Annotated in this window: 18 protein-coding genes and 2 pseudogenes; 12 read left to right on the forward strand and 8 right to left on the reverse strand. The window is 69.2% G+C overall.

Annotation, left to right across the window (positions count from 1 at the left end):
- Positions 1–14: 14 nt before the first annotated feature.
- Positions 15–1,130, reverse strand: coding sequence for an AI-2E family transporter (locus tag ACZ6MZ_RS02510; protein ID WP_469349331.1), 1,116 nt, complete (start codon positions 1,128–1,130; stop codon positions 15–17).
- Positions 1,131–1,439: 309 nt separating this feature from the next.
- On the opposite strand from ACZ6MZ_RS02510, the gene ACZ6MZ_RS02515 reads away from it, so the two are divergent.
- The 4 genes from ACZ6MZ_RS02515 (at position 1,440) to ACZ6MZ_RS02530 (ending at position 5,168) form a co-directional block, all read left to right on the forward strand.
- Complete coding sequence (locus tag ACZ6MZ_RS02515; protein ID WP_469349334.1) at positions 1,440–2,741, forward strand: peptidase; 1,302 nt, start codon at positions 1,440–1,442, stop codon at positions 2,739–2,741.
- 444 nt (positions 2,742–3,185) lie between these two features.
- The gene (locus ACZ6MZ_RS02520) at positions 3,186–3,674 is read left to right on the forward strand and encodes a hypothetical protein (RefSeq protein WP_389782045.1); all 489 of its coding nucleotides are present in this window, start codon (positions 3,186–3,188) and stop codon (positions 3,672–3,674) included.
- Positions 3,675–3,725: 51 nt separating this feature from the next.
- Entirely contained in the window at positions 3,726–4,406 is a 681-nt protein-coding gene (locus ACZ6MZ_RS02525) for a hypothetical protein (RefSeq protein ID WP_389782043.1), read from the forward strand.
- A 162-nt stretch (positions 4,407–4,568) separates the two neighbouring features.
- A complete protein-coding gene (locus ACZ6MZ_RS02530) occupies positions 4,569–5,168 on the forward strand; it encodes a hypothetical protein (protein ID WP_384328412.1) in 600 nt (199 codons plus the stop codon).
- A 244-nt stretch (positions 5,169–5,412) separates the two neighbouring features.
- Here ACZ6MZ_RS02530 and ACZ6MZ_RS02535 read toward each other — a convergent pair whose 3' ends face one another.
- On the reverse strand, positions 5,413–6,798 hold the full coding sequence (locus ACZ6MZ_RS02535) for an MFS transporter (RefSeq protein WP_469349337.1): 1,386 nt from the start codon (positions 6,796–6,798) through the stop codon (positions 5,413–5,415).
- Between the two features lie 666 nt (positions 6,799–7,464).
- Here ACZ6MZ_RS02535 and ACZ6MZ_RS02540 point away from each other — a divergent pair.
- Both ACZ6MZ_RS02540 and ACZ6MZ_RS02545 read left to right on the forward strand, forming a co-directional pair.
- Positions 7,465–7,635 carry a hypothetical protein gene (locus tag ACZ6MZ_RS02540; protein ID WP_326918608.1) on the forward strand — a complete coding sequence of 57 codons (171 nt, stop codon included), beginning with the start codon at positions 7,465–7,467 and terminating at the stop codon, positions 7,633–7,635.
- A 14-nt stretch (positions 7,636–7,649) separates the two neighbouring features.
- Positions 7,650–7,745, forward strand: coding sequence for a DUF3418 domain-containing protein (locus tag ACZ6MZ_RS02545; RefSeq protein WP_469349339.1), 96 nt, complete (start codon positions 7,650–7,652; stop codon positions 7,743–7,745).
- 6 nt (positions 7,746–7,751) lie between these two features.
- On the opposite strand, the gene ACZ6MZ_RS02550 is transcribed toward ACZ6MZ_RS02545, so the two are convergent.
- The 4 genes from ACZ6MZ_RS02550 to ACZ6MZ_RS02565 form a co-directional block, all read right to left on the reverse strand.
- Positions 7,752–8,471, reverse strand: coding sequence for a DinB family protein (locus tag ACZ6MZ_RS02550; RefSeq protein ID WP_389678864.1), 720 nt, complete (start codon positions 8,469–8,471; stop codon positions 7,752–7,754).
- Positions 8,472–8,616: 145 nt separating this feature from the next.
- Positions 8,617–9,699 carry a WxL protein peptidoglycan domain-containing protein gene (locus ACZ6MZ_RS02555; RefSeq protein ID WP_469349341.1) on the reverse strand — a complete coding sequence of 361 codons (1,083 nt, stop codon included), beginning with the start codon at positions 9,697–9,699 and terminating at the stop codon, positions 8,617–8,619.
- A gap of 145 nt (positions 9,700–9,844) precedes the next feature.
- Complete coding sequence (locus tag ACZ6MZ_RS02560) at positions 9,845–11,821, reverse strand: purple acid phosphatase family protein (RefSeq protein ID WP_389782031.1); 1,977 nt, start codon at positions 11,819–11,821, stop codon at positions 9,845–9,847.
- A gap of 134 nt (positions 11,822–11,955) precedes the next feature.
- On the reverse strand, positions 11,956–13,185 hold the full coding sequence (locus ACZ6MZ_RS02565; RefSeq protein ID WP_469349343.1) for a HupE/UreJ family protein: 1,230 nt from the start codon (positions 13,183–13,185) through the stop codon (positions 11,956–11,958).
- A gap of 176 nt (positions 13,186–13,361) precedes the next feature.
- On the opposite strand from ACZ6MZ_RS02565, the gene ACZ6MZ_RS02570 reads away from it, so the two are divergent.
- The 5 genes and pseudogenes from ACZ6MZ_RS02570 (at position 13,362) to ACZ6MZ_RS02590 (ending at position 17,374) form a co-directional block, all read left to right on the forward strand.
- The gene (locus ACZ6MZ_RS02570; RefSeq protein WP_469349344.1) at positions 13,362–14,033 is read left to right on the forward strand and encodes a type 1 periplasmic-binding domain-containing protein; all 672 of its coding nucleotides are present in this window, start codon (positions 13,362–13,364) and stop codon (positions 14,031–14,033) included.
- Between the two features lie 181 nt (positions 14,034–14,214).
- Positions 14,215–14,712, forward strand: coding sequence for an effector-associated constant component EACC1 (locus ACZ6MZ_RS02575; RefSeq protein WP_469349346.1), 498 nt, complete (start codon positions 14,215–14,217; stop codon positions 14,710–14,712).
- Positions 14,713–14,731: 19 nt separating this feature from the next.
- Positions 14,732–15,322, forward strand: a pseudogene (locus ACZ6MZ_RS02580) (caspase, EACC1-associated type); the annotation flags it as partial.
- 222 nt (positions 15,323–15,544) lie between these two features.
- A pseudogene (gene cdgB, locus ACZ6MZ_RS02585) lies at positions 15,545–16,477 on the forward strand (diguanylate cyclase CdgB); the annotation flags it as partial.
- A 48-nt stretch (positions 16,478–16,525) separates the two neighbouring features.
- Positions 16,526–17,374, forward strand: a complete 849-nt coding sequence (locus tag ACZ6MZ_RS02590; protein ID WP_469349348.1) for a DUF1963 domain-containing protein — start codon at positions 16,526–16,528, stop codon at positions 17,372–17,374.
- Positions 17,375–17,463: 89 nt separating this feature from the next.
- Here the strand turns inward: ACZ6MZ_RS02590 and ACZ6MZ_RS02595 are convergent, their stop codons facing one another.
- Positions 17,464–18,105: a helix-turn-helix transcriptional regulator gene (locus ACZ6MZ_RS02595; protein WP_389782020.1), complete on the reverse strand. Its 642-nt coding sequence runs from the start codon at positions 18,103–18,105 to the stop codon at positions 17,464–17,466.
- Positions 18,106–18,323: 218 nt separating this feature from the next.
- The gene (locus ACZ6MZ_RS02600; protein WP_469349350.1) at positions 18,324–21,278 is read right to left on the reverse strand and encodes an AAA family ATPase; all 2,955 of its coding nucleotides are present in this window, start codon (positions 21,276–21,278) and stop codon (positions 18,324–18,326) included.
- 202 nt (positions 21,279–21,480) lie between these two features.
- Here ACZ6MZ_RS02600 and ACZ6MZ_RS02605 point away from each other — a divergent pair, with 202 nt between their 5' ends.
- Positions 21,481–24,372 (forward strand): helix-turn-helix transcriptional regulator, encoded by a 2,892-nt coding sequence (locus ACZ6MZ_RS02605; RefSeq protein ID WP_469349352.1) that lies wholly within the window; start codon positions 21,481–21,483, stop codon positions 24,370–24,372.
- Positions 24,373–24,472: the final 100 nt, after the last annotated feature.

Consider the following 24,472-nt stretch of genomic DNA (forward strand, 5'->3'; position numbering starts at 1 on the left):
CTGGGGCGCGATGGCTACGACGGGACGGCGGTACCGGCGTGCGCCTCGTCGGTCTCCGGCTCGTGCGGGGGGTCGCTGAGCTGCTCGCGCAGATAGTTCCAGACCACCGCTATGAGCGCGGCTGCCGGTACTGCGAGCAGGCTGCCCACGACGCCGGCCAGACTGCCGCCCAACGTCACGGCCAGCAGGACCACCGCCGCATGAAGGCCGAGTCCCCGACTTTGGATCATGGGCTGGAACACGTTGCCCTCGAGCTGCTGCACCACGACGATGATCGCCAGCACGATCAGCGCGTCTGTCAGGCCGTTCGACACCAACGCGATGAGCACCGCGACCAAACCGGCGAACAGGGCACCCACGATCGGCACGAACGCGGATACGAAGGTCAGCACCGCCAGCGGGAGCACCAGCGGTACCCCCAATATCCACAGGCCGAGGCCGATGAAGACGGCGTCGAGCAAGCCGACGAATGCCTGGGACCGCACGAACGCGCCCAGGGTGTCCCAGCCGCGCGCGGCCAGGATCGGGACGTCGGTGGCGAGCCGGCCGGGGAGCTGACGGGTGAGCCACGGCAGGAACCGCGGGCCGTCCTTGAGGAAGAAGAACATCAGGAAGAGCGCCAGGACGGCAGTGACCACGCCGTTGAACACGGTGCCCACTCCCGTGACGACAGCGCCGACCATGCTTCCGACGCTGTCTTGAATGCGGGTGATCGCGGCGTCGGAGGCACCCGTGATCTGGTCGTCGCCGATGTTCAGCGGCGGCCCGGCGGCCCACTCGCGCAGCTTCTGGATGCCTTCGACCACCCCGTCGGTCAGCTCACCGGACTGGGACGCCACCGGCACCGCGATCAGCGCCACGATGCCCCCCGCGACCAGGAGGAACAACACGGTCACCACCGACGCGGCCAGGGCGGGGCGCCACCCGCGCCGACGCAGGAAACGGGCCAGGGGCCAGGTCAGCGTGGTGAGGAACAGGCCCACTATGAGCGGCCAGACGACCGACCACATCCGGCCCAGCAGCCACAGGGCCACCGCGGCCATGACGAGGACCAGCAGCGACTCAGCGGAGACACGCGCCGATGTGCGAAGCGCGGCGGCGGATTTTGTGGAACTCAACCTGGCAGACATGGGGGTCACCCTATTGCCGCTCCAGCCGCACGTCAGTGTCACTGCTGGGTCCTGTCCGCCGGTCCGCCGGACAGTCCCACAAAATGACATGGATCACTAAGGTGATCCGTACAGGGGAAGCAACTATCCCCTTATGAGGCGATTGCCCGCCGTGTGGGCGCGGTGTGCCGCGCTCGTCGCCTTCCTCACGTGCTTCCGACGACAGTGTTTCCGGTCATACGATCATCAACGAAGCCCTGCGTGAGTGCTGCCGCAGCCGCTGCCTCAACACTTTTCCGAACCCGCTTTTCGGACCCGCGAAGGACTCCGTTGAAGATTCGCCGCATTCTTGCCACGGCCGTTGCCGCCGCCGTGACCACCCCCGTCATCCTGCTCTCCGTCACCCCCGCGCTCGCCGACGCCAAGCCGTCCGCCGCGTCGCAGGCGCAGCAGCAGGGCGAGCAGGACAAGCCTTCCATCGAGGAGCTCGAGAAGGCCGCCGAGAAGGCGCAGAAGGCGTATGACGACGCCGTGGCCGCGGGCAAGGCCGCGCGGGTCGTCCTCGAAGCCGCCCTCTCCGATGACGCGCCCCTCACCGTCGCCGCGGTGAATGCCAGGAAGGAGGCGGCCGACGCCGCCACCGCCAAGGCGAACGCCGATAAGGCGCTCGCCGACGCCAAGGCCGCACTCGCCGCGCTGTCCGAGACCGCCACCGCCGAGGAGAAGGCGGCCGCGGAGAAGGCCGTTACCGACGCCGAGACCGCTGCCCTGTCCGCAGAGGACGCCAAAGCCACCGCCGACGAGAAGGCCGCGACGGCCGGCCGGGTCGCCGACGACGCCCGCGTCGCCGCCGCTCGGGAGTACTCCACGGTCCAGAACGCGACGAAAGAGGCCCTCAAGGCGAAGGAGGCCGCCGACAAGGCGCTCGCCGACGCCAAGGAGGAGGCGGAGCAGGACGAGCCGGAGTGCGTCTTCGAGAGCAAGCTCAGCACGGTCGTCACCGGCCTGCCGTCCAAGATCGTCGCGGGCTCGACGACCGACTTCTCCCTCCGCGTGACCAACGGCACGGACAAGACGCTGGACGAGGTCTCCCCGTACGTCTACTTCCACGCGACGGACAAGAGCGGCTACCACGTCATCGACGACGCCTTCCACCTGCAGTGGTCGACCGCCGCGTCCCCGACCTGGAAGAGCGTGGAGGAGGACGGCAACGCCGGCTCCATCAGTCCGCTGAAGGCCGGCGCCCACGCCGACGTGAAGCTTCGCCTGAAGGTCGACGCCAAGGCCCCGGCCGGGGACGGCCTCGCCTTCGTCGCCGGTGACTACATCAACGACGACGAGTCCTGTGGCGGCAACCGCTCCAGCGAGTACGCCTTCGAGCTCCTCGCCGCCGGCAGCGTCGCCGACGACGCCAAGCCCGGCAAGACCACGCCGCAAACCCCGGACACCAGGCCGCAGGGCGTCACGTCCACCACCCCGGTGGACTCCAACCCCGTTGGCTCCGGCTCCCTCGCCAGCACCGGCACCCCCTCGGCCCTCCCGCAGCTCGCTGCGGCGGCCGGCGCGGCGGTGGCCCTCGGCGCCGTCGTGGTCTTCGTCGGCCGCCGCCAACGGGCCGGCTCTGCTTCCTGACCACCCGTGACCTGACGTGGCCTCATCCGGCTGCGCCATGAGAAAGGGCGCCCCCTTCCCCGGGGGCGCCCTTTCCGGCTGTGCAGGCCAGCACTGCGGCCGAGCTCGACGAGGCGGAACGGGCCCCTTGAACGGCTGTTCATCGCCCGTGAGGCGGTGATGGAGGTGCCGGCCGGACCGGTCGAGGCCCCTGCGGTGCACGGCCGCCCTGGTAGATGGGGCGCGCGAGGCATGCCGGTGGGGTCGGCGGCCTCGTCGGCCCGCCGGTTCGGGACGATCCGTGTGTCCTGTGAGGCGGGGGAGGATCGATGGCCGATGTGTTCGCGTGTGCGCGGTGCGGCGCCGTGCTGACCGCTCCTGTGTCGCGTATCGCGCTTCCCGTCCATGCCCACCACAGGTACGGACAAGAGATGCTCCCGGTGCGGCGGGCGGCCGTCGTCTCGCATGGCCAGGGTGGATCTGCTGACGCTGCTGCGTGAGCTCGATGATCCGGAGTGGCTGGAGTGGCCGGGGTATTACGACCGCGGTGAGACCGCCGTTCTGTTCGGAAGCTTGGTGGCGCGGCTCGAAGACAGCTTCGCGGCTCGCTGCACGGCTGAGCAGGACGCCCAGGACTCCAGCGAGTACGGACGTGTCGTCGTACCCGCAGAAGCAACGGTGTGTGGAACCCGGATCGTCGTCTGCGTGAGTAAGTTCGGCTCCTTGGCTCTCGTCTGTGCCGATAACCCAGGAGCCTTCTTCGGTACGGACGACGCCCAGGCTGAGAGGGAGTTGGACGCCGCCGATCTCGCCAAGGTCGATCGAGCGCTGGTCGACCTCGGGTATGCGGTGGTTCCCGAAGAACTGCTGGAGTGCGACTACGACGGGCCGAGCCGGCTGCCCCGGCACGTTCAGCGGCCCACTTGGTGGCATCGCTTCTTCGGCACCTTCTGACTCATTCGGTCGAGCCGTCCCGGTGTCAGAGGCGTGCGGTTGGATGAGCGCGTGACTGTGTATGACGTCGCTCGACGACTTCCCGCCATCGGTGACCTGCGGAACCTGTGCCGTTCCTTGGCGGTGCTCGATATGATCCTCAGCCCTGACTGGGAGTACCGGTACTACTCCTTCAACTCTGCCTGGACCGATGGCAATGAGATGGCCTCGATGCGCAACGGCTCCGGGGACGAGTACTCCATCGTCTTCTCGGCGGTAGGTGCCTATGTCCGCGGATTCGACCACGAGTCACCGATGAGCCCGTACGCCCATGATGGCGAGCCCTGGCCGGGGGTGATCGACGGTGTTCCCTCGGTCTTCCGGCCGTGGGTCGAGGAGCCCGCGTTCACCGACGAGGGCAACGTGCCCGCTGTGACCGCCTGCCTGTGGCGCGAGGTGGCGGACAGCCAGTGGAGGCGCGGAACGATCGATTTTCCCGAGGGCCGTGACGATCCTGATGGGGCGGAGGGGCTGTTCCACCTGTTGGTGGATCGTTCGCCAGAGGCATACCAGCGGTTCGCTGAGGACTACTACGAGGTTCTCGTGAACCTGGAAGCCGTGCGTCATGTGTATGCGTGGCGACCGCTGACGCCGGAAATAGTGTCGTCGTTGAACGCGGAGACCGATCTGTCTGACGTGGCTGAGGAAATCGATGCGATCGGCTATCCGCGGCCGGGGAGCGATTCGATATGACCGTTTCATTTATCCGCCAGAAGTGATCGCCCAAGATGTCCGCTCGCATTCCACTTGGCGACTGATTTGGAGCGCGAAGAAATGCGTGACGGAAACTGGCCGGTCGTTTTCGTGGTAGAGTCTTGATGAATTCACAGGACGCCGCGAAAAAAGGGGTATGGCGTGAATACCGAGAAGGTTACGGCTCGACGTCTTACGGCCGGGGATGTTTCGGAGTTGGGCCTCCAGGACGGCATCTTCGTCTCGGCAGGGATGGATGGCCTTCCTCTCGACTGCTACGCCCCGGCTTTCCTTACGGAGCCGGGCAAGAATTTTGAGGGAGGGTCCTTCACCGCGAGGACGATCTTCGGCGAGGAAATCCATGTTCTCCCGGATGATTCCGAAGAGCGCGGGATCTGGGTTGCCGACAAGGCGGGGGAAGAAATCGAGGTTCTCCAGAGTGCTGGCGTCCTCCTGAACCTCGCCCTCTTCGTGCCCAACGGGAACAAGGAATCTCTGGAGTCGCTCTACTCCGCCGCGCGGGACGCGTTCGGCGTGGGGATCGTTCAGCGCTGGAGCGAGGAAGTCGTCGCGGTGCCGGACGTGAAGGTCGACCTGTTCGAGGAGCCGACCCGGGGGCGGAAGAACACGAGCGGCCAGAACCGCGACCGCCGCGCCTTGGACATCTACCCGACCCGAGTGCGGTTCCTGGAGCCCAGCGATGGCTGGAAGTTCGTTGTCGAACCGCACAAGGAGGTCGTCGATGAGACACCGACGATCTGACCTGATGGCAGCCTAGGGGCCACGCCGGCAGCGCAAGACCCCCTCCCGGTGGAATTCGAGGGGGCGTAGCAACCTGCTGGGTCGACAGGCTGTTGTCAGCGGCTCAACCAGACGCTCGGCTGGGTTCTCCCAGCCGAGCGTTTTGCGTGGGCGGGCAGGGGATTCTGCGGCGAATCGGGCATGGCACGGCGTCAGCCGACAGCCCCGGTGTGCGGCCCGGGGCCCTGGTGCCTACGACGGAGACTTACGGCTTCCTGGTCGTGGCGCGAGTGTGGGGCGAAGGGATGATGGCCGTCGGTGGACCCTCGGGCCGAGACGCCATATTGATGTTTTCCAGCGAGAGCCCTCTGGTCCGCACGCCGAAAGCGACAGCGGTCGCGGCCAGTAGTATTGCCGCCGCCCCCACGAGGAATACGGCACCCACTCCGGCGCCATAGAAGAGCGGGATCATATAGAAGGGCGCTACCGCGGTGGACAGCCGGTTCAGCGAGAACATCCAGCCGTTGGCCGTGGTGCGCAGGCTCGTCGGGAACTGTTCTAACTGGTAGATGTGGGTGGAATTGATCTTGATGTTGGCCACCACGGTGAAGCAGAAACCGAGTGCTGTGATCATTACCGCCGACTGCGCGTATCCGTAAGCGAGCCCGATCGCCGCCATGGCCATCAGCGCCACACACAGGATCCACTTCCGCTCGGCCCTCTCCACGATGTGCATGGACAGGTACGAGCCGATCGGCGATCCGAGGAACGACAGCGTCATAAACGTCAGCGAGCTGCCGAGATTGAAGCCCTTCGCCTCCAGTGCGAGCGTGGCGAGGCTGCTGAAGCCGTAGTACCCGATCGGCCCGAGAGCAAACAGAAAGGCCATCAGCGCTGTACGGCGGGACAGGGGCGCCCGAAAGAGCGCGCGGACGGGCAGGCTCTTTTCCACGGGCGGTGGGAGCGCCTCTTCCTTCATGGCCGCGGGTGGCGGCCGCCACCCCTCCGCCTCCGCGGCCTTCTCGAAGACGGCGGTTACCTTGTCCGCTTCCGCCGACCGTCCGACCGTCTCCAGCCACCGGGGTGACTCGGGCAGACCTCTGCGGACGAAGAAGGTCAGGAGTGCGCCGAGGGATCCGATCGCGAACATCCACCGCCATCCCGCGACACCGAACGGGGCTTTGTCGACGAGCAGCAGTCCCAGAACGCCGACAACGGGTACGGCGACATGGGCGCAGGTGTAGGCCCTTGCCGCGTAGTAACCGCGTCGGGCCGGCGGCAGAATGTCGGCCAGATAGGAATCCGTTACCGGGAGTTCGCCGCCGAGTCCGATGCCGATGACGAAACGGCAGGCGATCAAAGTCCAGATGCTCGGCGCGCAGGCGCAGGCGATCGTCCCCGCCGAGTACAGGCTGAGCGTGATCATGTAGGCGCCGCGTCGCCCGATCCGGTCCGCCACCCGCCCCACCACGACCGCGCCGAGGAAGCCTCCGACGACGGTCGACGCGAGGAACAGCGACAGAGATAAGCCGCTCAGGGAGAAGGTCTTCTTGAGAGTGCTCAACAGGACGGCCGTCAGGAAGAGTTCGTAGATCTCGAAGAAGTTGCCGAGCGCCATTACATTGATGAAGCGCTTGTGGCGTGCTGTCACCGGCAGTCGGTCGAGCCGGGCTCCGATTGATGGTCGGACAGTACCTCGCGAATTCTGCATGCGTTCTTCCCCTCAGGGGCTCCGAAACGGAATCCCTAGGTCATGGGAATTACTTGAGCGGGGCGATCTATGGAGAGAGTAGGGAGGTTGACGGCTTGACACGCCCAACTACCCTCTGCACCCACTGGAAGCAGGAATCGACGCACAGCCGTACGAAGGTCCCCTGGCGGCACGGCACTTCGGCCTGGAAGACGAGTGCGGCGGTGGCTCAGCGACTTCGGCCTGGTCGCGCGGTTGGTTACTCTGTGTGTCCATCCGGGCGCCAATCACATCAAGGCATTTACGGATGGACAGAGCGGCCCGGACCCGGCCGGCGGTGCCCGGCGATGTCCGCCGCTCTCTCTCGCCATTCGTCGGCCGGTTTCGCTTCCGTGCTTCGACGTGGCAGAAGGGGGCGAGGCATCGTAGAAGAACTGCGGGAATTCAACACCGCAGTTGGCCGCCCATTCCCATCGGAAGTTTGCACGGCCGTTTCCACGATTCCCGAACCGGATACGGTCGGACCGACTGAGGTGATCTCAGCAAGATCGGCTTGATGTAAGCGGTTCTGCCTGTGTCTGTGGGGATGGCTGGCTTTAGCGGCTTGATTTGGCCCCACCTGGAGGCTTGACAGGAGCGCTTCCCGGTCTACCTCAGGGCGTCGTCGAGCGGCGCCGCGAGCTGGACACGACCATCGCCGCCGATCGCGCACTGATGGACCGCATCGCCGACCTCCAGGCGGCGCACCTCCACCAGCTCGCGGCGCTCCCGACGGCTGCCCGCCCGGCCAGCACCTAGGTCAGGCCCGGTGGATGCTCGAGAAGTACCGCGTCCAGCTCTGGGCCCAGCAGTTCGGCACCGCGCAGACGGTCAGCGGTGCCCGCATCCGCAAGATGCTGAGTCCGTAGCCGGCCCTACTCAGCGTCCTGTGCCTCGATCAGGTCGAGGTCGCGGACGCAGAAGCCGTGGTGCTCGAAGGTCTCGTTGAGCACCGTGCCGAGGCACTGCCGCACCAAGCGGCCCCGGGCGTACGGCGGCCAGACATCGTCGTCGGGCACCGGCGCTCGCGCTGCGAGCTGCACAGCGGTGACCTCGTCGAGCCAGGCCTCGAGCTCGGCGGCCTGTGCGTCACGCACGCTCACGATCTCGTCGAGGGCCGGATCGAGCGAGAGGTCAAGCCCGTGCGCTCCACGGTAGGGCTCGACGGTCGTCCCGATGCCCATCGGCGTGAACAGCTCCGTCGAGCCCAGGCAGCAGCGGCGGAACCACGAGTCGTGGACGAAGACCAGGTGGCGCATCGTCTGCACCGCCGACCACTCGTCGTTTACGCTGCGGCGCTCGATGCCGGGCGTACGGCGGATTCGCTCGATCGTGGCGGCCCAGCCGACATGGAGCTGACGCGATGCCTCGCGCAGATCGGCAGGGTCCTCGGAGCGGATCAGTACCCGCACCGGATGACGCCGGTCGAGCTCTGCCTCGACGTACTCGGTGACCTCGACACCGTTCACCACGAGGTTGGTGATGAGCCCGTCGATCACGGCATCCTGCATGACGACGCCGATCAGGCGTGCCCCGGTCAGATCGCACTCGCGGAACTCCGCACCGTGCAGATCCTCGTCAACGTACCGCGTCATGCTCCGCATACTAGGTCCGAGCACCGACAAGCCAGCATCCCCGGCTCGGGCCGCCTGGGCCGTGGCGGTCGGCCGGTCTCCCGACGGGCGGATTCGGCGAGCTGTCCGGTCCGCCCGTCCGGTCCGCCGGTCCGGTCCGTGCCGGTCAGCTCTGCCGGTCCCGCTCCGTGTCGCGGAGCGCCTGCTCGACGGCGTTGTGTACGCGGGCGTCCTCACGCACCTTGCGGCGTGCGCGGGTGCGGCGGGTGAGGATGAACGTACCGACGACGGCCACGAGCAGGGCGACGATCAGCAGCAACAGCGTCCAGGGGACGGCCCAGCCGTGCGCGGTGGCCTCGACCGGCTTGAGCGAGGTGGTGGAGCCCGACGCGTCGGTGAGCAGGGGCGTGAGGGTCGCGGTCGCGGCCAGGCTGACTCCGGGCGTCACGCCGTGAACGGGCACCTTCGTCTTCCAGCTCTCACCTGGAAGCAGCTCCGGCGGCGGGGCGATGTCGCCCGCTTCGGCTCGCAGCCACCCGAACGGACCCGAGACCGACACCGTCTGCCGGGCCGACAGGAGGGCGTTGCCCGTGTTGTGGATCGTGTAGGTGACGGTGGCGTCACCCTTGGCGAACGGGTTGAACGAGCCGGCGTAGTCCACCTGGAGGTCCTCGATCGCGAGCTTCGGCTTGAGCTCGCCACTGACCCGCAGCTTGACCCGGATACCGAGGCGCCGGTCGACGTTGATGCCCTCGGCTTCGTCGGCCTGCTTCAGGGAGGTGAGGATGCCGCCCACGTAGTCGCCGGGCGTGGCATTGCCCGGAACACTGACCGTGAAGGGGACTTCGGCGGACTTGCCGGGCTTGATCACGACGCTGTCGCGGCCGGCGTGGGCCCAGGCGCCGAGGCCGACGGACTTCTTGTCCTTGGTGAGCAGATCGAGTTGGCCCGTGTCGGTCGTGAAGCCGTCGGCGGCGTAGACCGTGAGTTCGAGCGGGGACGTGCTGCGGTTGGCGACGACCATGGCGTCCTTGACCTGGCCACCGGGGTTGACGGCGTAGCTGTAGCTGGACCGGTCGTCGCCGTACCCGTTCGCGGCCGTCCTGACCGTCCAGGTGACGTCGCCGTCGGCCGCCTGAGCGGGGCCGGCACACAGGCCGGCGATTGCGAGGGACATGAGCAGGGGCAGGGCGACGGTACGGACGAAGGCGGTGACGCCGGTCTTCCGGCGCGTTACGGGCGTGAGCATGGTGGGGTTCTCCTGGAACGGGAGGCGGGGCAGGACACCCGAAGGCGCCTGCCCCGCCAGGTGGAACGGGTCAGATCGGATCGGATCGGATCAGGGCAGATCGGATCAGCTCGAATCAGATCGGATCAGCTCAGATGGAGTCGGATCAGCTGCTCAGCGCAGTGATCGTGAGAGTGGCGCGGTAGCCACCCTTCTCGACGCTGTCCGGGATCTTCAGGCCCAGGTCAGCGCCCAGCTTGGCCGTACCCCGGGCGTGGCCCTGCTCGGCCGAACCGAGGCTGCGTGAGACGGACAGGCCCTTGCCCTGGTCGTCGTAGCCGGAGGCAACCGAGACGCCGGCCTTGGACCCCGCGCCGTTCACGAGCACGCGCGGCGTCCAACCGAGGTAGGAGCCGGAGAACGTCTTGCCGGCGTCCTTGAAGTCACTCACGTTGGCCGAGATCGACCACGGAGCGAGCGAGCGGCGGCTGTCCGAGACGACGATGGGGTTGATCTTGCCGCGCGCCTCGAAGTGGGTGCCGTTGGTCTCCTCGGCGGTGCCGAGGTCCACCAGGCCGTTGTAGCCGTCGATCGTCCAGCCGAACTCGCCCGGAGCGGCGTTCGGCACGTTGACCTGAAGGTCCTGGCTGTCGCCGTGGTACGGGTGCACCGTGACCTTGTCGACGAGCGAGCCGACCGGCTGGCCCTCAGGGGTGTTGTTGCACCAGCTGCCCTTCTCCACCTGGGCGTTCGGAGCGGCGCAGGTACCGCTGCGGACGTTCTCGACGACGAGCTTGTCGTTGCGCACCTGGACCTTGACGTAGGTGCGGACGTGCTCCTGGTTCTGGACCGAGTTGTACCAGTAGCTGTCCGGGTTCAGCGGGTCCGCACCGTTGCCGGCGCCGCTCGTGCCGCTGCTGTCCGGCTTGGTGATGTCGTAGTACTTCGAGCCCGAGGCGGAGTTCCCCGTCACGTAGAGGACACCGCCGGGACCGGCGTACACGTCGGAGGCGCCGGGCTGCTCGGCCGGGTTCGCCTTCTCGCCGTTCTTGATCAGGTAGCTGCGGGAGTAGCTGTGGTCGTGGCCCTGGAGCACCAGGTCGACGCCGAGCTTGGAGAAGGTGGTCGGGAAGTCGACGCGGCGGACCTTGTTGTCGGAGTCCTTGGCGTGGTCGGCCGGCGAGTAGATCGCGTGGTGGTAGGTGAGCACCTTCCACTTGGCCTCGGCACCGTGCTTGTTGATGACGTCGGTGACGTAGGCGAGGTGCGCCGCGTCGCCGCCGCCACCCTGGGAGGTGGCGTAGCTGTTGCTGTTGAGGTCGATGAACAGCACATCCTTGTAGATGTACCAGTAGTCACCGCCGGAGGTGTTGGACGCCGGGTTCCCGTTGGAGTACAGCGGGGCCGAGCGGTCCGTGTTCGGGGTGGAGAAGTGCTGCTCGTAGGCCTTGCCGCCGACGTCGTGGTTGCCGATGGTGGCGGCCCACGGGTACTGGCGCAGCTGGTCGGGTGCCAGGAAGGAGTTCCACTGTGATTCGTTGTTGGCGGTCTCGACCTGGTCACCGCCCGACACGAGGAGTTCGGCGTTCGGGTTGGCCGCCAGAGAGACGTCCACGGTGTCCTGCCAGCCGGCCTGGTCCTTCGCCAGATCGCCGGACGAGCCGATCTGCGGGTCACCGTAGAACAGGAAGTCGTAGTCGCCTTCGAAGTCCTGCGTCTTGAAGGCGTACGCCGAGGACCAGTTGCCCTCGGTGCCGACGCGGTAGGAGTACTGCGTGTGCTCCTTGAGGCCGGTGATCGTGGCGTGGCGGTTGAAGCCGCCGCTTGTGGCGATGTTCGCCGCGCCGATGGCGTCGAAGGTGGCGGCGCCGGCCGGGAACTCGCCGTTGGCGAGCTCCGCGGTCGGGGCGACCTGGAGCTTCTGCGCGGTGTCGGCCGAGGAGTACCACGTCACCGTGCGCTGGGACTCGTTGGCGCCCACACCGAGGATGATGCCGGTGAGCGTGGCGGGCTCGGCGGCGCCGGCGGGGGACGTCATGCCGCCGCCGAAGGCCACGGCCAAGCCCAGGATTGCCGCCGCGGCCCCTGTGGCCACACGGCGTCGCGCAGGCCCGGAAGCCTGCGCCGAAGGTCTGAATGTCATTATTTTACGTTCCTTTTACCCACGTGGGTGGATGTATTGGGAATCCATAACTTCTCGGCTGTTGGTGAATCGGAGGCGAATGCGACCTTCGGGCCAGTTGAACTTCTGGACTTCCCCGGAGACCCGCGCCGGTCTCACAGTCCGAACAGCCGTTGCGTGAACCACACCAGCCCCATGACGCACACACCCGCGGAGATCACACCGGTCGCCCAGAGGCCGGCCGTCGGCGCACGGCGGCGCAGTACGGTCAGCAGCGGGAAGACCAGGGCGATGATCGCCAACTGCACAGCCTCGATACCGACGTTGAACACCAGGAGCGACCACAGCAGGGTCCACGAGAACGCCTCGTCGATGCCCAGCGCGCCCGCGAAGCCCAGGCCGTGCACGAGGCCGAAGCAGAACACGACGCCGAGGCGGAGCCTGCCCGCACGGTCCAGGCCGAAGTGACCGCGTCCCGCCGTCCCGTCGAGGTCGAGGTCAGGGTCGAGGTCGGCGGCGTGGCCGCCGCGCCGCCGGATCTGCCAGAGGTACCAGCCGGCCACCACGGCGATCGACAGCGCGATGACGGGCTCCACGACGCTCGACGGCACGTCGACCAGACCGAGGGCGGCGAGCATGAACGTCACCGAGTGCGCCAGGGTGAAACTGGTGGCCGCGAGCACGATCTCGCGCAGCCGCCGTGACCCGGCGATGAGCGCCAGCAGGAACAGGATGTGGTCGATCCCGCTCAGCAGATGCTCGGCGCCCAGGCGGAAGAACTCCCAGAACCGCTCGTACCACGACTGCTCCATCGAGAAGGACGGATGGCCGGCGTCGAGCGCGGCGCTGCCCGAGCGGCCGTCGATCTCGTAGGTGACGATCGTCTTGGTGCCGGTGACATAGGTCTCGGCGTCGGGGAACAGCTCGCTGCGCACCTCGCGGTCGCCGCCCCCCTCGGGACAGGCCCAGTCGAGCAGCAGATCGGCGTACGGCACGCCCTCCCGCCGGCCCATCGTGAAGTCGCCGACCTGAGTCGGCGTGCAGGCCGCGCCGTCCGAGGTGACCGAGAAGCGCTTGGTGACGTACGAGACGGCCGACTCGGCGTGGGCGTTGAGCGCCGCGGCCTGTGCGCCGGTGTCACCGTCCTCGAACGCGGCGTTTCCCGTCCGGAAGAGAGGGTCGTCGCCCTCGGAGTCGGCGGCGGATACGACGAAAAGGTCGTACTCAAGCTTTAGTTTCGTCCGTATATGACCCACTTCGCCCGAGGCGACGTCGGCGTATACGGTCGAGGTGAATCCGTGGGCCTGCGCCGACGGGCCGACGCTCAGGAGAGCGATCACCGCGGCGGTGACCCCGACCAGGGCGCGGCGGAGGTGTCGTGACATGTGACTGGCTCCTTCAGGTTGCCAGTGCACGGTGCATGTCACGGGTGAACACGTCCCGGCCAATCGGCGAAGAGCGGAAAAACAAGCTCTATGACGACACCTGAGGATGAAGGAGTAAGAAGCTGGGATAGGAGGATGTAGGCGCACTATCCACCACCACTCGGAGGAAGATCGCCTTGCGCTCCCCGCTTCGGGCCGTCGCCACGCTGGCCGCGGCCGCCGCGCTGCTCACCGGATGCAGCTCCGGCGACGACTGGTCACGGCCGCATCCTGAGCCCACCGCCGTCGGCACTCTCGGCCGGGGGTTCGTCGACCCCTCCGCCTCGCTCGCTCCGGAGGCGACCGCGACGCCGCGGCCCGGCTCCTGGACCGGGGTCCACCCGTCCAAGGACTACCGCGTGGTACTGCTCACCACGGGTGACGACCGTCCGACCAAGGCCCTCGTGACGGCGGTCAAGGACTGGGCCGAGGAGGAGCACGTCGACCTCAGAACGGTGGTCGCCGACACGCCTCACGACTTCATACCCAGCATCAGCAAGGCCATGGACATGCGCCCCGACCTCATCGTCAGCGCGGGCAACGACCTCATCGACCCCCTCGCGATGGTCACCCCCAACCACCTGTCACAGCCGTTCCTCGTCGTAGGGGCGGAGCTGGCCGAGCCCACCGACAACGTCACGGCGGTCGACTGGTCCGGCGCGTCGTTCCGTGGCGAAGGGCTCGGCGCGTCCTCGACGTACGACCCCGACTCGTTCACCCCCGAGCGCTGCGCGGCCGCCATCAGGGCCGGCGTCGCGGCCGTGCTCAACGACCTGACCGGGATAGTGATCTGGCTCGACAAGGTCTAGGCCCGGCCCACGGGCTTGATCGTCAGGCATGACTCCGACCGGTGCCGGACCGGCAGCCGACGCGCTCCCCGTGATGTCCGTGCCCTTGATCACCGGAATGTCATGCTCCGCGCCATGGGCCCTAAGCTGTCCCACCCGCCGTCGTGGGCGGGTCGGAAACGAAGGGGTTACCGGGGTGAGGTTGAGCGTCGGCTTGGGGGACGAGGACACGGCGGAGGGCGAGCTGCGGTCATTGCACGCCTGGCTGCTCGCGGAGCCTGCGGCCCGTCGCCACGCGCGCCCCGTACTCGACACGGCACGGTCGCCCCGGGCGGGAGCCCAGGGCGACACGATTGACCTGATCTCGCTGGTGGTGAGCAGCGGCTTCAGCGCTGCCTCGCTCGCCTTGTCCATGGCCGCTTGGCGCACGACACGGCCAGGGCAGCCGGTCGTCACGGTGGAACGGCCCGATGGCGTCAGGATCACCATCTCCGACTCCTCGCCCGAGGAAATGCGGCGTCTGCTGGAGTCCCTGACCGACGGTGGGACCGACGCCGGGACCGACGCCGGGACCGACGCCGGGACCGACGCCGGGACCGACGCCGGGACCGACGCCGGGACCGACGGTCGAGACGACCGGACCGGCAGTCAGGACGACCGGACCGACGGGCAAGGGGACGGGCGTGGCGAACCCACCTGACCCCGCGACCTCGCGCGCGGTGCTCATAGGAGTCGGTGCCTTCAACACGCTCCACGATCTGCCCGCCGTCGAGAGCGGGGTGAAGACCCTCGCGGATCTCTTCGCGCAGCAGAACATCTGGGGGCTTCCCCAGGAGAACTGCCATCTGGTGCTCGATCCACAGACGCCGCGTCAGCTCTCCAAGTTCGTGGCGGAGGCGGCGGAAGCCGCCAAGGACACCCTGCTGGTGTACTACGCGGGGCACGGGCTGATCGAACCGAGGACGGGTCAACTGCACCTGGCCGTCGGGGACAGCGACCGGATGTCCGTGCACGACACGGCCGTCCCTTACGAATGGATCCGCCGGTCGATCGAGCACAGCCCCGCCACCCGGCGGATCCTCATCGCCGACTGCTGCTACAGCGCGCGCACCTTCGGCACCCAGTCCGCCGGCGCCGAACTGGAGGTCGAGGGAACCTATCTGCTCGCCGCCGCCGCCGAGAACGCGGTCGCGGTGTCCCCGCCCGGCGAGCGGTTCACCGCGTTCACGGGCGAACTGATCAGACTGATCAAGGACGGTGTCCTGGAGGGCGGCGAATTCCTCGATCTGGACACGATCTACCAGCGGCTGCGGGTGGAACTCGGTCTGAAGGCCCTGCCCGAGCCGCACCGGCTCTGCCGTGACCGCCTGGGCAAGGCACCCTTCCTTCGCAACACGGCTTTCCGGCCCGTGGCCGCGACCTCGCAGGGCGGCTGGGACAACTGGTCCGCGGAACAGGCGACCGCCGGGTACTACGCCGAGTCGACGGCCACCGAGTCGGAGCCGTATGTCCGGCTCGCCAGCCTCCGGAGCCTGCTCGACCAGCTCATCACCCAGGTGTCGCCCGCGCGGAGCCTCGCCGACACCCTTCAGTCCGTTGCCGATGGCGTCGTCGCGGGACTCGGATACGAACTCGCCGCCGTCAATCTGGTGCGCCCGGACGGTGACCTTGTGGTCGCCGCCTTCTCCGGCAACCCCGCCGCAGATGCCCTGATCACCGGCAGAGTGGGCTCCCGTGCCTCCTGGGAGCGACGCCTCACCATGGGTGACTCGTGGGGTTCCCTCCGCTTCATCCCGCACATCGAGGGCTGGGTCCTTGACAACGACGACGTACCGCAATGGTTCACCGAAGGAACTGCACCCAAGTTCGAGGACGAATGGCACCCCGCCGACCGGCTGTTCGCACCGATGTACCTGCCGAGAGAGGGTGAGGGGGAACTCCTCGGCGTCATATCGGTCGACCGGCCGCGCAACGGGCGGCGCCCTGGCCCATGGGGCCGGGAGGCACTTCAGGTCTACGCGGCCCACGCCGCAGTCGCCATCAGCAACGCCCGACTGCGGGGGAACATGCAACGGGCCTTGGTGCGCGTGGAGCGGGAGCAGCAGGCGCTGCGCGCGAGTGAGGAGTCGTTCCGGCAGGCGTTCGAGTACGCGCCCAGCGGCATGGCCATCGCCGAGATGGGGGGCGATCAGCACGGCCGGATCGTGCGGGCCAATGACGCGCTGTGTCGGCTGCTCGGCCGGCCCGCGTCCGCGATGCGCCGGTACTCATTCTCCGATCTCGTGCACCCCGAGGACATCGGGATCCTGCTCCGCACCTCGGCCGAGGGCGGCCGCGCCGAGTTGCGCCTCGGGCGGCGCGACGGCTCGTTCGTCTGGGTGTCCATGCGTAGCTCCGTTGTCGCGGACACGGTGGACGGGCCCCGCTATCTGCTGACCCACGTCGAGGACATCGAGGACCGCAGGGCGACGGGCGGCACCGGGCCGGCCTCGTAAGGGCTGTACGTTTCTCGCATGAATTCAGAGATGTTAGAAAAACTCGGCCCGTTCCGTGAAGAGGCGCTCGCGCGGGACATTCCATCCGGCGATGTGGAACGGTGGATCGGCATCGCTCGTCCATGCGCGACACTGTCTGCGGTCGAAAACGGGCCGGTCGTGGCCCAGTTCGGCGGCCCCCTGATACTTCCCGTCGATACCCCGGCTCCTCGGTTCCCGTTTGTTGCCTCTATCGACTGTGCGGCCCTTCCCGAGGGCGCGACGGATCTCCCGTTGCCCCCCGACGGCCAGCTGTTGTTGTTCGCCTTTCCCGACAACGAGCACAATGTCTCTATGGGAGAGGTGCTCTACGTACCTGTCGGTACGATCGTCGAAGAGCGGGCAAAAGATTCCCATTTCTTCGCCGAAATTCCCGAGTACTGGGAGATCTGCCGGGCTTTTCCGCAAGGCCCGCTGCGCATGACGGCCAATGTTTCCCTGCCCTACCACTGTTGGACAGAGATCCTCGACGAGCCCTGGCACGCCCCGCTCTCCGGGCACCCCTACTCCGAGCAACTGCGCGACGTGTGGCTGGACAAGGAGAAGGACATCACCGCACGCGGGCCGCTGCGGGTCGGCGGATACGCCTCGGACGAGCGCAACGAGCTGGACCCGGTCGCGGAGGCCGCATCGCTCGCCGTGGAGCAGACGGGCGAACGGGCCGGCGCCGGGACGGCGCACGCCGCCGAGGATTGGGTGTTGCTCGCCGAATGGCATCCCGGCATCAGTGGCAGGGAGGGCGCCACCGTCCACTGGGTGATCCGACGGGATGATCTGGCCGCACGACGCTTCGGCGAGGTACGAGTCACGGTGTTCTGGAATCCCTGACAACCGCTGCCGGGGCCGCCGGGCCGCCGGGCCAACCGGTGAAAAGCAGCCCGGTGCACGGAGTCCTGGTCGTGGTCGGTTGGTGGGGGTCAGATGAGGCCGGCGCGTATCGCGTAGGAGACGGCGTGGGCGCGGTTGCGCAGCTGCAAGCGCTTCATCAGTCCGTAGAGGATGTACTTGACGGTGCGTTCGGAGTAGGAGAGCTTCGTCGCGATCTCGTAGAGCTCCTTGCCCTCGGCGACCAGGCGCAGCACGTCCACCTCGCGAGGGCTGACGCCGGATGCCGTCAGGCCCCGTGGAGCGAGGACCTCCCTTTGGGTCCACCGGACTTGCTCCATCAGGGTGCCCTGGAGAGTGGGCGGGAGGCTCCCGCCGCCGTCCGCGATGGTCAGCAGGGTTTGGATGAAGGTCGCCGGGCTGAAGGAGTCGCGCCACAGCACGGCGCGGACCCCGCGGTCGACCGCGGCCGAGACGTCGGCCTGCCATTCCTTTCCCACCACCAGGGCGAAGCGTGCGTCGGGCTTGTCGCACAGGGTGCCCAGCAGGTCCAGGGAGGAGGCGCCGGCGATGTCCACGGCGACCACGATGACGTCGGCCTCCTGGGCCTTGCCCGGTGGGACCTCGCGGGTGCGGCGGTCGTTCTGCAGGTAGCTGACCAGCCCCGCGCGGACGATGGCGTCAGGTGAGTGAATCGCCACGCGCACCGTATCGGTGAGTACCTGTTGAGGCATTTGCCCTCTCCATCCGGGGCTCAAGTGGTCCATGCGCTTCAGGAGGCTGATGCTGTCATGTGTGGTCGCGCTGATCCGCTCCCATGAGCCCTCGTCCGTTAAGGACAGGGAAACCTGTCACCAGGGGGCCGGGCCCCAGCCGGGTTCTTGGGTTCGTCGGCTCCGTTGGGCCGCAGGGCCGTCAGTAGCCGTCAGCGGTCATCCGCGGTCGTCAGCGGTCACCGTCGGTCCTCCGTGGTCAGCGGACCGCCGGCAAGCACGGCTGTCACGACCTCGGTGCGGGATCGCATACCGGTGCGCGCGAACAACCGGGACAGGCGGTTTGCGACCGCGTCCTCACTGAGCCGCAGTACGTTGGCGATCTGGCGGTTGGTGAGGCCCTCGGCGAGCAGGGTGGCCAGCAGGTGCTCGTTTTCCGCCGTGGCCTGCTTGCGACCGGGCACGACCAGCCCGGTCTCGCGCATCGCGGCCCTGGTGTGGAAGCGCCACAGCGCGGCACCGGTCTCGCCGAACAGTTCGTACGCCTCGTGCAGCAGCGCCGCCGGGCCCGCGTTCGCGCGCGCGGCGGCGGTGAGCGTCACCGCCGTTTCGAACATCTGGCCGCGTTCGCGGGCCAGTTCGACCGCGTCGAGCAGCTGCCTGCGGGAGTCCGGGAGGTCCGGCCGCAGGACTCGGACGGACGTCAGCAGGTACAGCAGCCGTGTCCGTCCGCTGTCCATCCGCTCGGCCAGCCGCTCAAGGCGCTCCAGGCAGGCCACCGCCTCACGCGTGTGTCCCGCTTCCGCGTGCACCTCGGCGAGGGAGGCCCACAGCTCATCGGTGCCGTAGACGGATCCGCGGTCATCCGCCGCGCTCAGCCCGCGCCGCAATATCTCCTCGGCCCGGCCGAGGTCGCCGACGGTCCGCAGCACCTCGGCGTCGATGTGATCCAGGACGTGTTCGAGAGGCCCGTTCACCTCCCCGTTCCCCTCCCCGTTCACCTCCCCGCGCACGCTGCTGATCAGACGGCCGGCGCTGGTGATGCGACCCCTCGCGAGGAGAACGGCCGCCGTTCGGGCGGGGATCAGATGGTGCCCGGGGACCACGTTCAGCGCCCCGCCGTTGACCAGGAGCCGACGTGCCAGCGGGAGCGCCTCGTCCCACCGGCCCTCAAGGTGCCGCAAGAGGAACTGGCTGCAGGCAGGGAGCAGTTCCGCTGCCAGCCCTCGTGCGGCCAGCAGGGCCGTCGCCCGCTGCAGGTCGCCGGTGCCGAGCAGCACGTCGAGTTGGGCGATGACCATCGCGAACGACTTGCTGCGCGCCAGCTCCGGCGCCTCCGGCATGGTCAGTACGCGCATGAACCGATCTGGTCGGCCCAGCACGAACTCCGCGACTACGCCGAACAGTTCCAGCAACGCGTGGCTGTCAGGGGTGGTCTGCCATATCGGCTCGGTCTGCGAGAGCAGGGTGAGTGCTTCCTGCCATTTCTCCAACTGCCACAGTGCCTGGACACGGCCGGACACGGTGGCCACGGCGGGCAGCGGCAGTCCGTCCCACCAGGACGCGGCGCCCATCCGGGCCAGTGCCGGCCAGTCCTTCTCGGCGCTTGTCGACGCCACCAGCAGGGTGGCCGCTTCGTAGAGGTTCAGCGGGTCGAGGCCCTCGGCCGGGGCGGACACGATCCCCTCGGCCGCTGTCCGGGCCGTGGGGTAGTCACCGCAACCGTGGGCGGCCTGACCGCGCCGCAGTACCGACAGGCAGCGGGCGGACGGCTCCTCGATGAGGCGCACGGCCCCCAGGTACCACCGCAGCATCCCCCGGCGGTCGAGGTCGGGGTACAACGCCCTTGCGGCTGCTGTCAGTTCCGCCACCGCGCGTTCGGGGTCGACCAGGATTCCCGCTTCGGCGATCCGGTCCGGAAGATAGGTCTCCGCGTCCGCCTCGTCGAGAATCGCTGCCGCCGGTGTGTCGTGCGGGGCCCCGGCGGCCGACGCTCCCCCGCCCGCCCACAGCGCTCCCACCGCGGCCGCGGACAGACGGCTGCGCTCCAGCGGCCCCAGCCGCTCCCGGACGGCGTGTGCCATCAGCGGTACGCGGAACGTCCACCCCCGGAAGGCGGCTTCGTCCCGCCCGGGCAGTTCGTCCACGATGCCCTCGTCCACCAGACTGCGGATGCTGTGGCTGACAGCCGCGTCGGACAGCCCGGTTGACGCCGCGAGCAGCGCCGCGGCCGGCCGGCCGAGCGGCCACAGGACGCTCAGCGCCGAGGCCACCGTCCAGCAGGGCTCGCCCAGCGACCGCAGGGCTACGACGTACCTGTCGCCGTCCGGCAGCACCGGCGCCGGTGTTCCGACGCCCAGGAAGGCGTGGCCGTCGGCCATGCGTATCGCTTCCCGTCCCGTCCATTCGACGAGCAGGGCGTCGACTGCCCCGGGAATCCCACGGCTCAGTCGGTGGACCCGCCGTACCAGGCCGATGTCGGGCACCGCCCGCAACCGCCGCGCCACCAGGGCGGTGACATCCTCCGGTCCGAGGCGCGGCAGAACGATCGTGCGCGCCGCCCGGTTGCGGGCCAGCCGTTCCACGGCCCGGCCGGCCCGGGAGGACCGGGGGCGTCGGGATGTACGGTCCGACCCGGTGTGCCGCACCGCCGTGACCATCAGCCGGGTGCCGGGCAGAACCCGCTCGAAGTCGACTCTGCCGAGCAGGGCGAGGGATTCGGCGTCGGCATACTGAGCGTCGTCGACGACCATGGCCGTGGGCGCCGGCTGCGCCAGAGCGGCGGCGAGCGCTTCCGCCATCGCCGTGCTGTCGCCCTCTTTCACCGCGGTCAGCGCCGCCACCGCCGGCCCATGTGTCGGCCGAGACCTCGCCGCGGCGGGCCGGTGCTCCTCCAGGGCCATGACCAGTCGCAGGGCCAGGAGCAGAGGACGCTCGCCGTCATCGGGAACGCAGGCCACCGGCAGGACCGCGACCCCTTCGGCACGCAGCCGCTCGGCGGCGGCGCGCACGAACGCGCTGCGCCCGACGCCCCGTTCCCCCCGGACAAGCACCAGGCCCGGCCCGGTCGGATCGCGGAGGCTGTCGTCGACTTCCTCCGACTCGCTCTCCCGGCCGAGCAGGTCCTCGCCCGTTCCGTGGAAACGTGCGGACGTGCCGCCGAAGACCAACTCGGTGTCTCTCCGAGCAGCCACTGACTCCACCGTATCCTTGATCACACGTACCTGGCGGGCGGGCGCCCGCCTCGGGCCGAGCAGGCCGACCGGCCCCGGTCCAGGGTCTTGCCATCATGACCAACGTGCCGGAAGAGATGGTGGCTCGTCCGGGAAGTTCATGCGAACCCGCGGTCTCACCAAGCCGTTCGACGTGAAGAATAGGGGCAAACGAGGAGTCGTCGTGCAGCAGTACCGTTCCCCTCTGGTCGGCAGGCACGGCGAAGTCGAGGACGTGGCGGGAGTGCTACGTTCCGCCGGCGCCGCGGCGCGGACCCTGCTGGTCACCGGCGGGGCCGGAAGCGGTAAAACGGCAGTGCTGGGCGAGGCGCGGCGGGCGGCGGCCAAGGAGGGCGCCAAGGTCCTGCGGCTCGGCTGGGAAGGCGCGCAGGGCCCGGCCGGTACGGCCGCCCTCGCGGACGCCGTCTGCGGCGTACTCGCCACGATCCACGACAGTCGTCACCTGGCACGCGTCACCGTGGTGCGCCGGGCGCAATCGCAGACCGTCGGCCGGGGCAGCGAGGTGGCCCTGCTCTCCACCTTGGGCGAGGTGCTGGCGGACACGGCTCAGTACGTCCCGTTCGCCCTGATCGTCGACGACACCCATCGGATGCCGGATCCCACGGCCTCCGCTCTGGGGCTGCTGCTGCGCGCGTTCCGCCCGGCGGGTGTGCCGGTGGTGATGGCCGGCCGGCCGATGGGCCCGGGGCAGGTCAGCGGTGCGCGGCTGCCCGCGGCGGCCGACCGGGTGCTCGAACTGCCGCCGCTGTCGTCTGCCGAGGTCGGCGAGCTCCTCGTACGGCGGCTGGGCCGACCCGTCGAGCCCGACTTGGTGACGGCGGTGCTGCGTTCGCTGGGTCCGCTGGCGGGGAGCCCGGCGGCCGTGCTGTCGGTGCTCGCCTCGCTGGAGGAGCGCGGCGGCCTGCTCGAACTCGACGGCCGGATATGCCTGACCGTGCCGGAGGGTGGGCTGCGCCTCACCGCGGACGCCACCGACCTGGGCCGGCTCGGCTGGCCGGACGCGTCACCGGATGCCGGCACGGTCGGCATGGCGGCCGCGCTCGCCCGGCTGGCCGAGGGGGCCGAACTGCGGCTTGACGACCTGCACCGGGTGCGGCCGCTGGGCGGGCTGCCCGAAGCCGTCGGCCGTGCGCTGGACGACCTGGTCAGGGACCGGGTGGTGACCGTCGACCGGGATGGCGGAATAGCGTTCGCTGTTCCGGCACTCGCGGCGGCGCTGCTGACGCTGCCGGCCCGCCGAGACGTACGGTCGCTGCACGCCACGATCACCAGATCGGTGACCGATCGGCTGGGCGCCGCCGCGACGGGTGCCGCCCACCCGCGGCTGGCCGACCACGTGGCGGCGGCGGGGCCAACGCTCGGCGCCGCGCTCGCGGTGCCGCTGCTGCTGGCCGCGGCCCGTACCAGCGCGAAGCTCGACCGTTCCTGGGGGGCCCGCAGCTACCACTCGGCGTTGCGGCACCTGCCGCCGCACGACACCAGAACGACCGGTGTGCTGCGCGAGTCCGCGGCCCTGGGCCTGCGGTACGCCGACCATATCGGCGTACTCGCGCTCGGCGAGCCGCTGATCGCCTGCCTCGACGGGCCGCACGGCGGGGACCGGGGCGCTCTGGAATGGGTCACCCGGGCATGGACGCTGTCGGCGCTGCACGAGCATCGGTCCCCGTACACCGACGGTCATCGGTCCCCGCACACCGACGACGCCGACCCCCGATACGGCGCGGCGCTCGGGCGGATGCCCGTCGCCGCCGTGCTGGCGGGGCTCGGCGGACTGTACGGGATCGGCCCGATCACGCCGATGACATTCCGGCCGGGGCCGATGGCCGACCGCGTCCCGGACGCTGACCAGGAGTCCGGCTCCGGGGCCGTCCCGTCGCCTGCGGAAGTGCGGCTGCTGGCAGCCGCCGTGGGCGGCGGCGCCGAGTTCGAGCGCGCCCGGCGGGGGCTGCCGCGGGATGCCCTGGGCGAGGCGGCTCTGGACCGGCTGCGGAACGCCGCCGCGTACGGGGACCTGGCGGGTGCTCTTGAGGCCGTGCTCGGTGAGCGTTACGCCGGGGCGGGGCAGAGCACCGCCGTCCAGTACCACGCCATGGTGCGCGAGTACCTGGCGGGGCACTGGGACAGCGCGCTGTCAGGCGCCCGTCGGATCGAGACGCGGGGCCGAGCGGACGGCGCGGCCGGCGTCGGACAGCTGGCCCGGGCGCTGGCAGCCGAGATCCAGCTCGTGCGCGGGGAGTTCGGACACGCCCGCGAGTGGCTGGACCTGATCCCGGACTCCGTCAGCCATCCGCTGGTGGCCCGGGCGCGACTGGGTGTCCGGTACTGGTCGGGGCAGGGGGACGAGGCTTTGGAAGAGGCATGGCGCGAGGTGCGGCGGGCGCGTGAGAGCGGACTGCTCGCGGGCGTCGACAGAGTGTTGCTGCGGATTCTGTCGATCGCACTTGAGGGGAACAACCCAGGGGCGATGCGACGGACCCTGGAGGAAATGGAGACCCTGCACGAAGAGTCGGCCTCGCCCATGACGCGCGAGGTGGTGCTCCTCGGACGCGGCATGGTGCACGGCGACGCGGACAGCGCGCTGGCCGCGTACCGGCTGGCGCGGCAGCGAGTCGACGTGCCCTTGCGGGTGGACTGCTGTGGGTGCTTGGCGGAAGTCGGCGACGACCCCCAGCGGTGGCTGGCCGAGGCAACGCGGAGCGGGCACGCGCTGGGCATGGGGCGGCCCATCCGTAGTCGGCTCGGTGCGGCGGCGCGCCGGCGGAACGTTTCGCTCCCCAGGCGCCGGGCGGCCCGGGAAGGGCGGAGTGAGCGGGACGCGCGGCTGATCGCCATGGTGAGCGAGGGGTCCACCAACCGGCAGATCGCTGCCCGGCTGGCGTGCAGCGAGAAGACGGTGGAGCAGCGGCTCACGCGGCTGTTCCGGCGGACCGGGTGCCGTTCCCGGGTGGAGCTGGCCACGGCCTGGCTGGACGGCAGCCTCGCCCGGCAGGGGCTGGTGCCCGACGCCGGGCCACGCCGGCACGGCGGGGACGGGACGGAGCTCCCGACCGGCTGAGTCGCGGACGGCGCTCGCGACCGGCTGAGTCGCGGGCGGTGTTCCCGACCGGCTGAGTCGCGGGCGGCGCGGGCGTTGAACCGGCAGGCGGGATCTGTCG

The organism is Streptomyces sp. NPDC042201 (assembly GCF_055582185.1).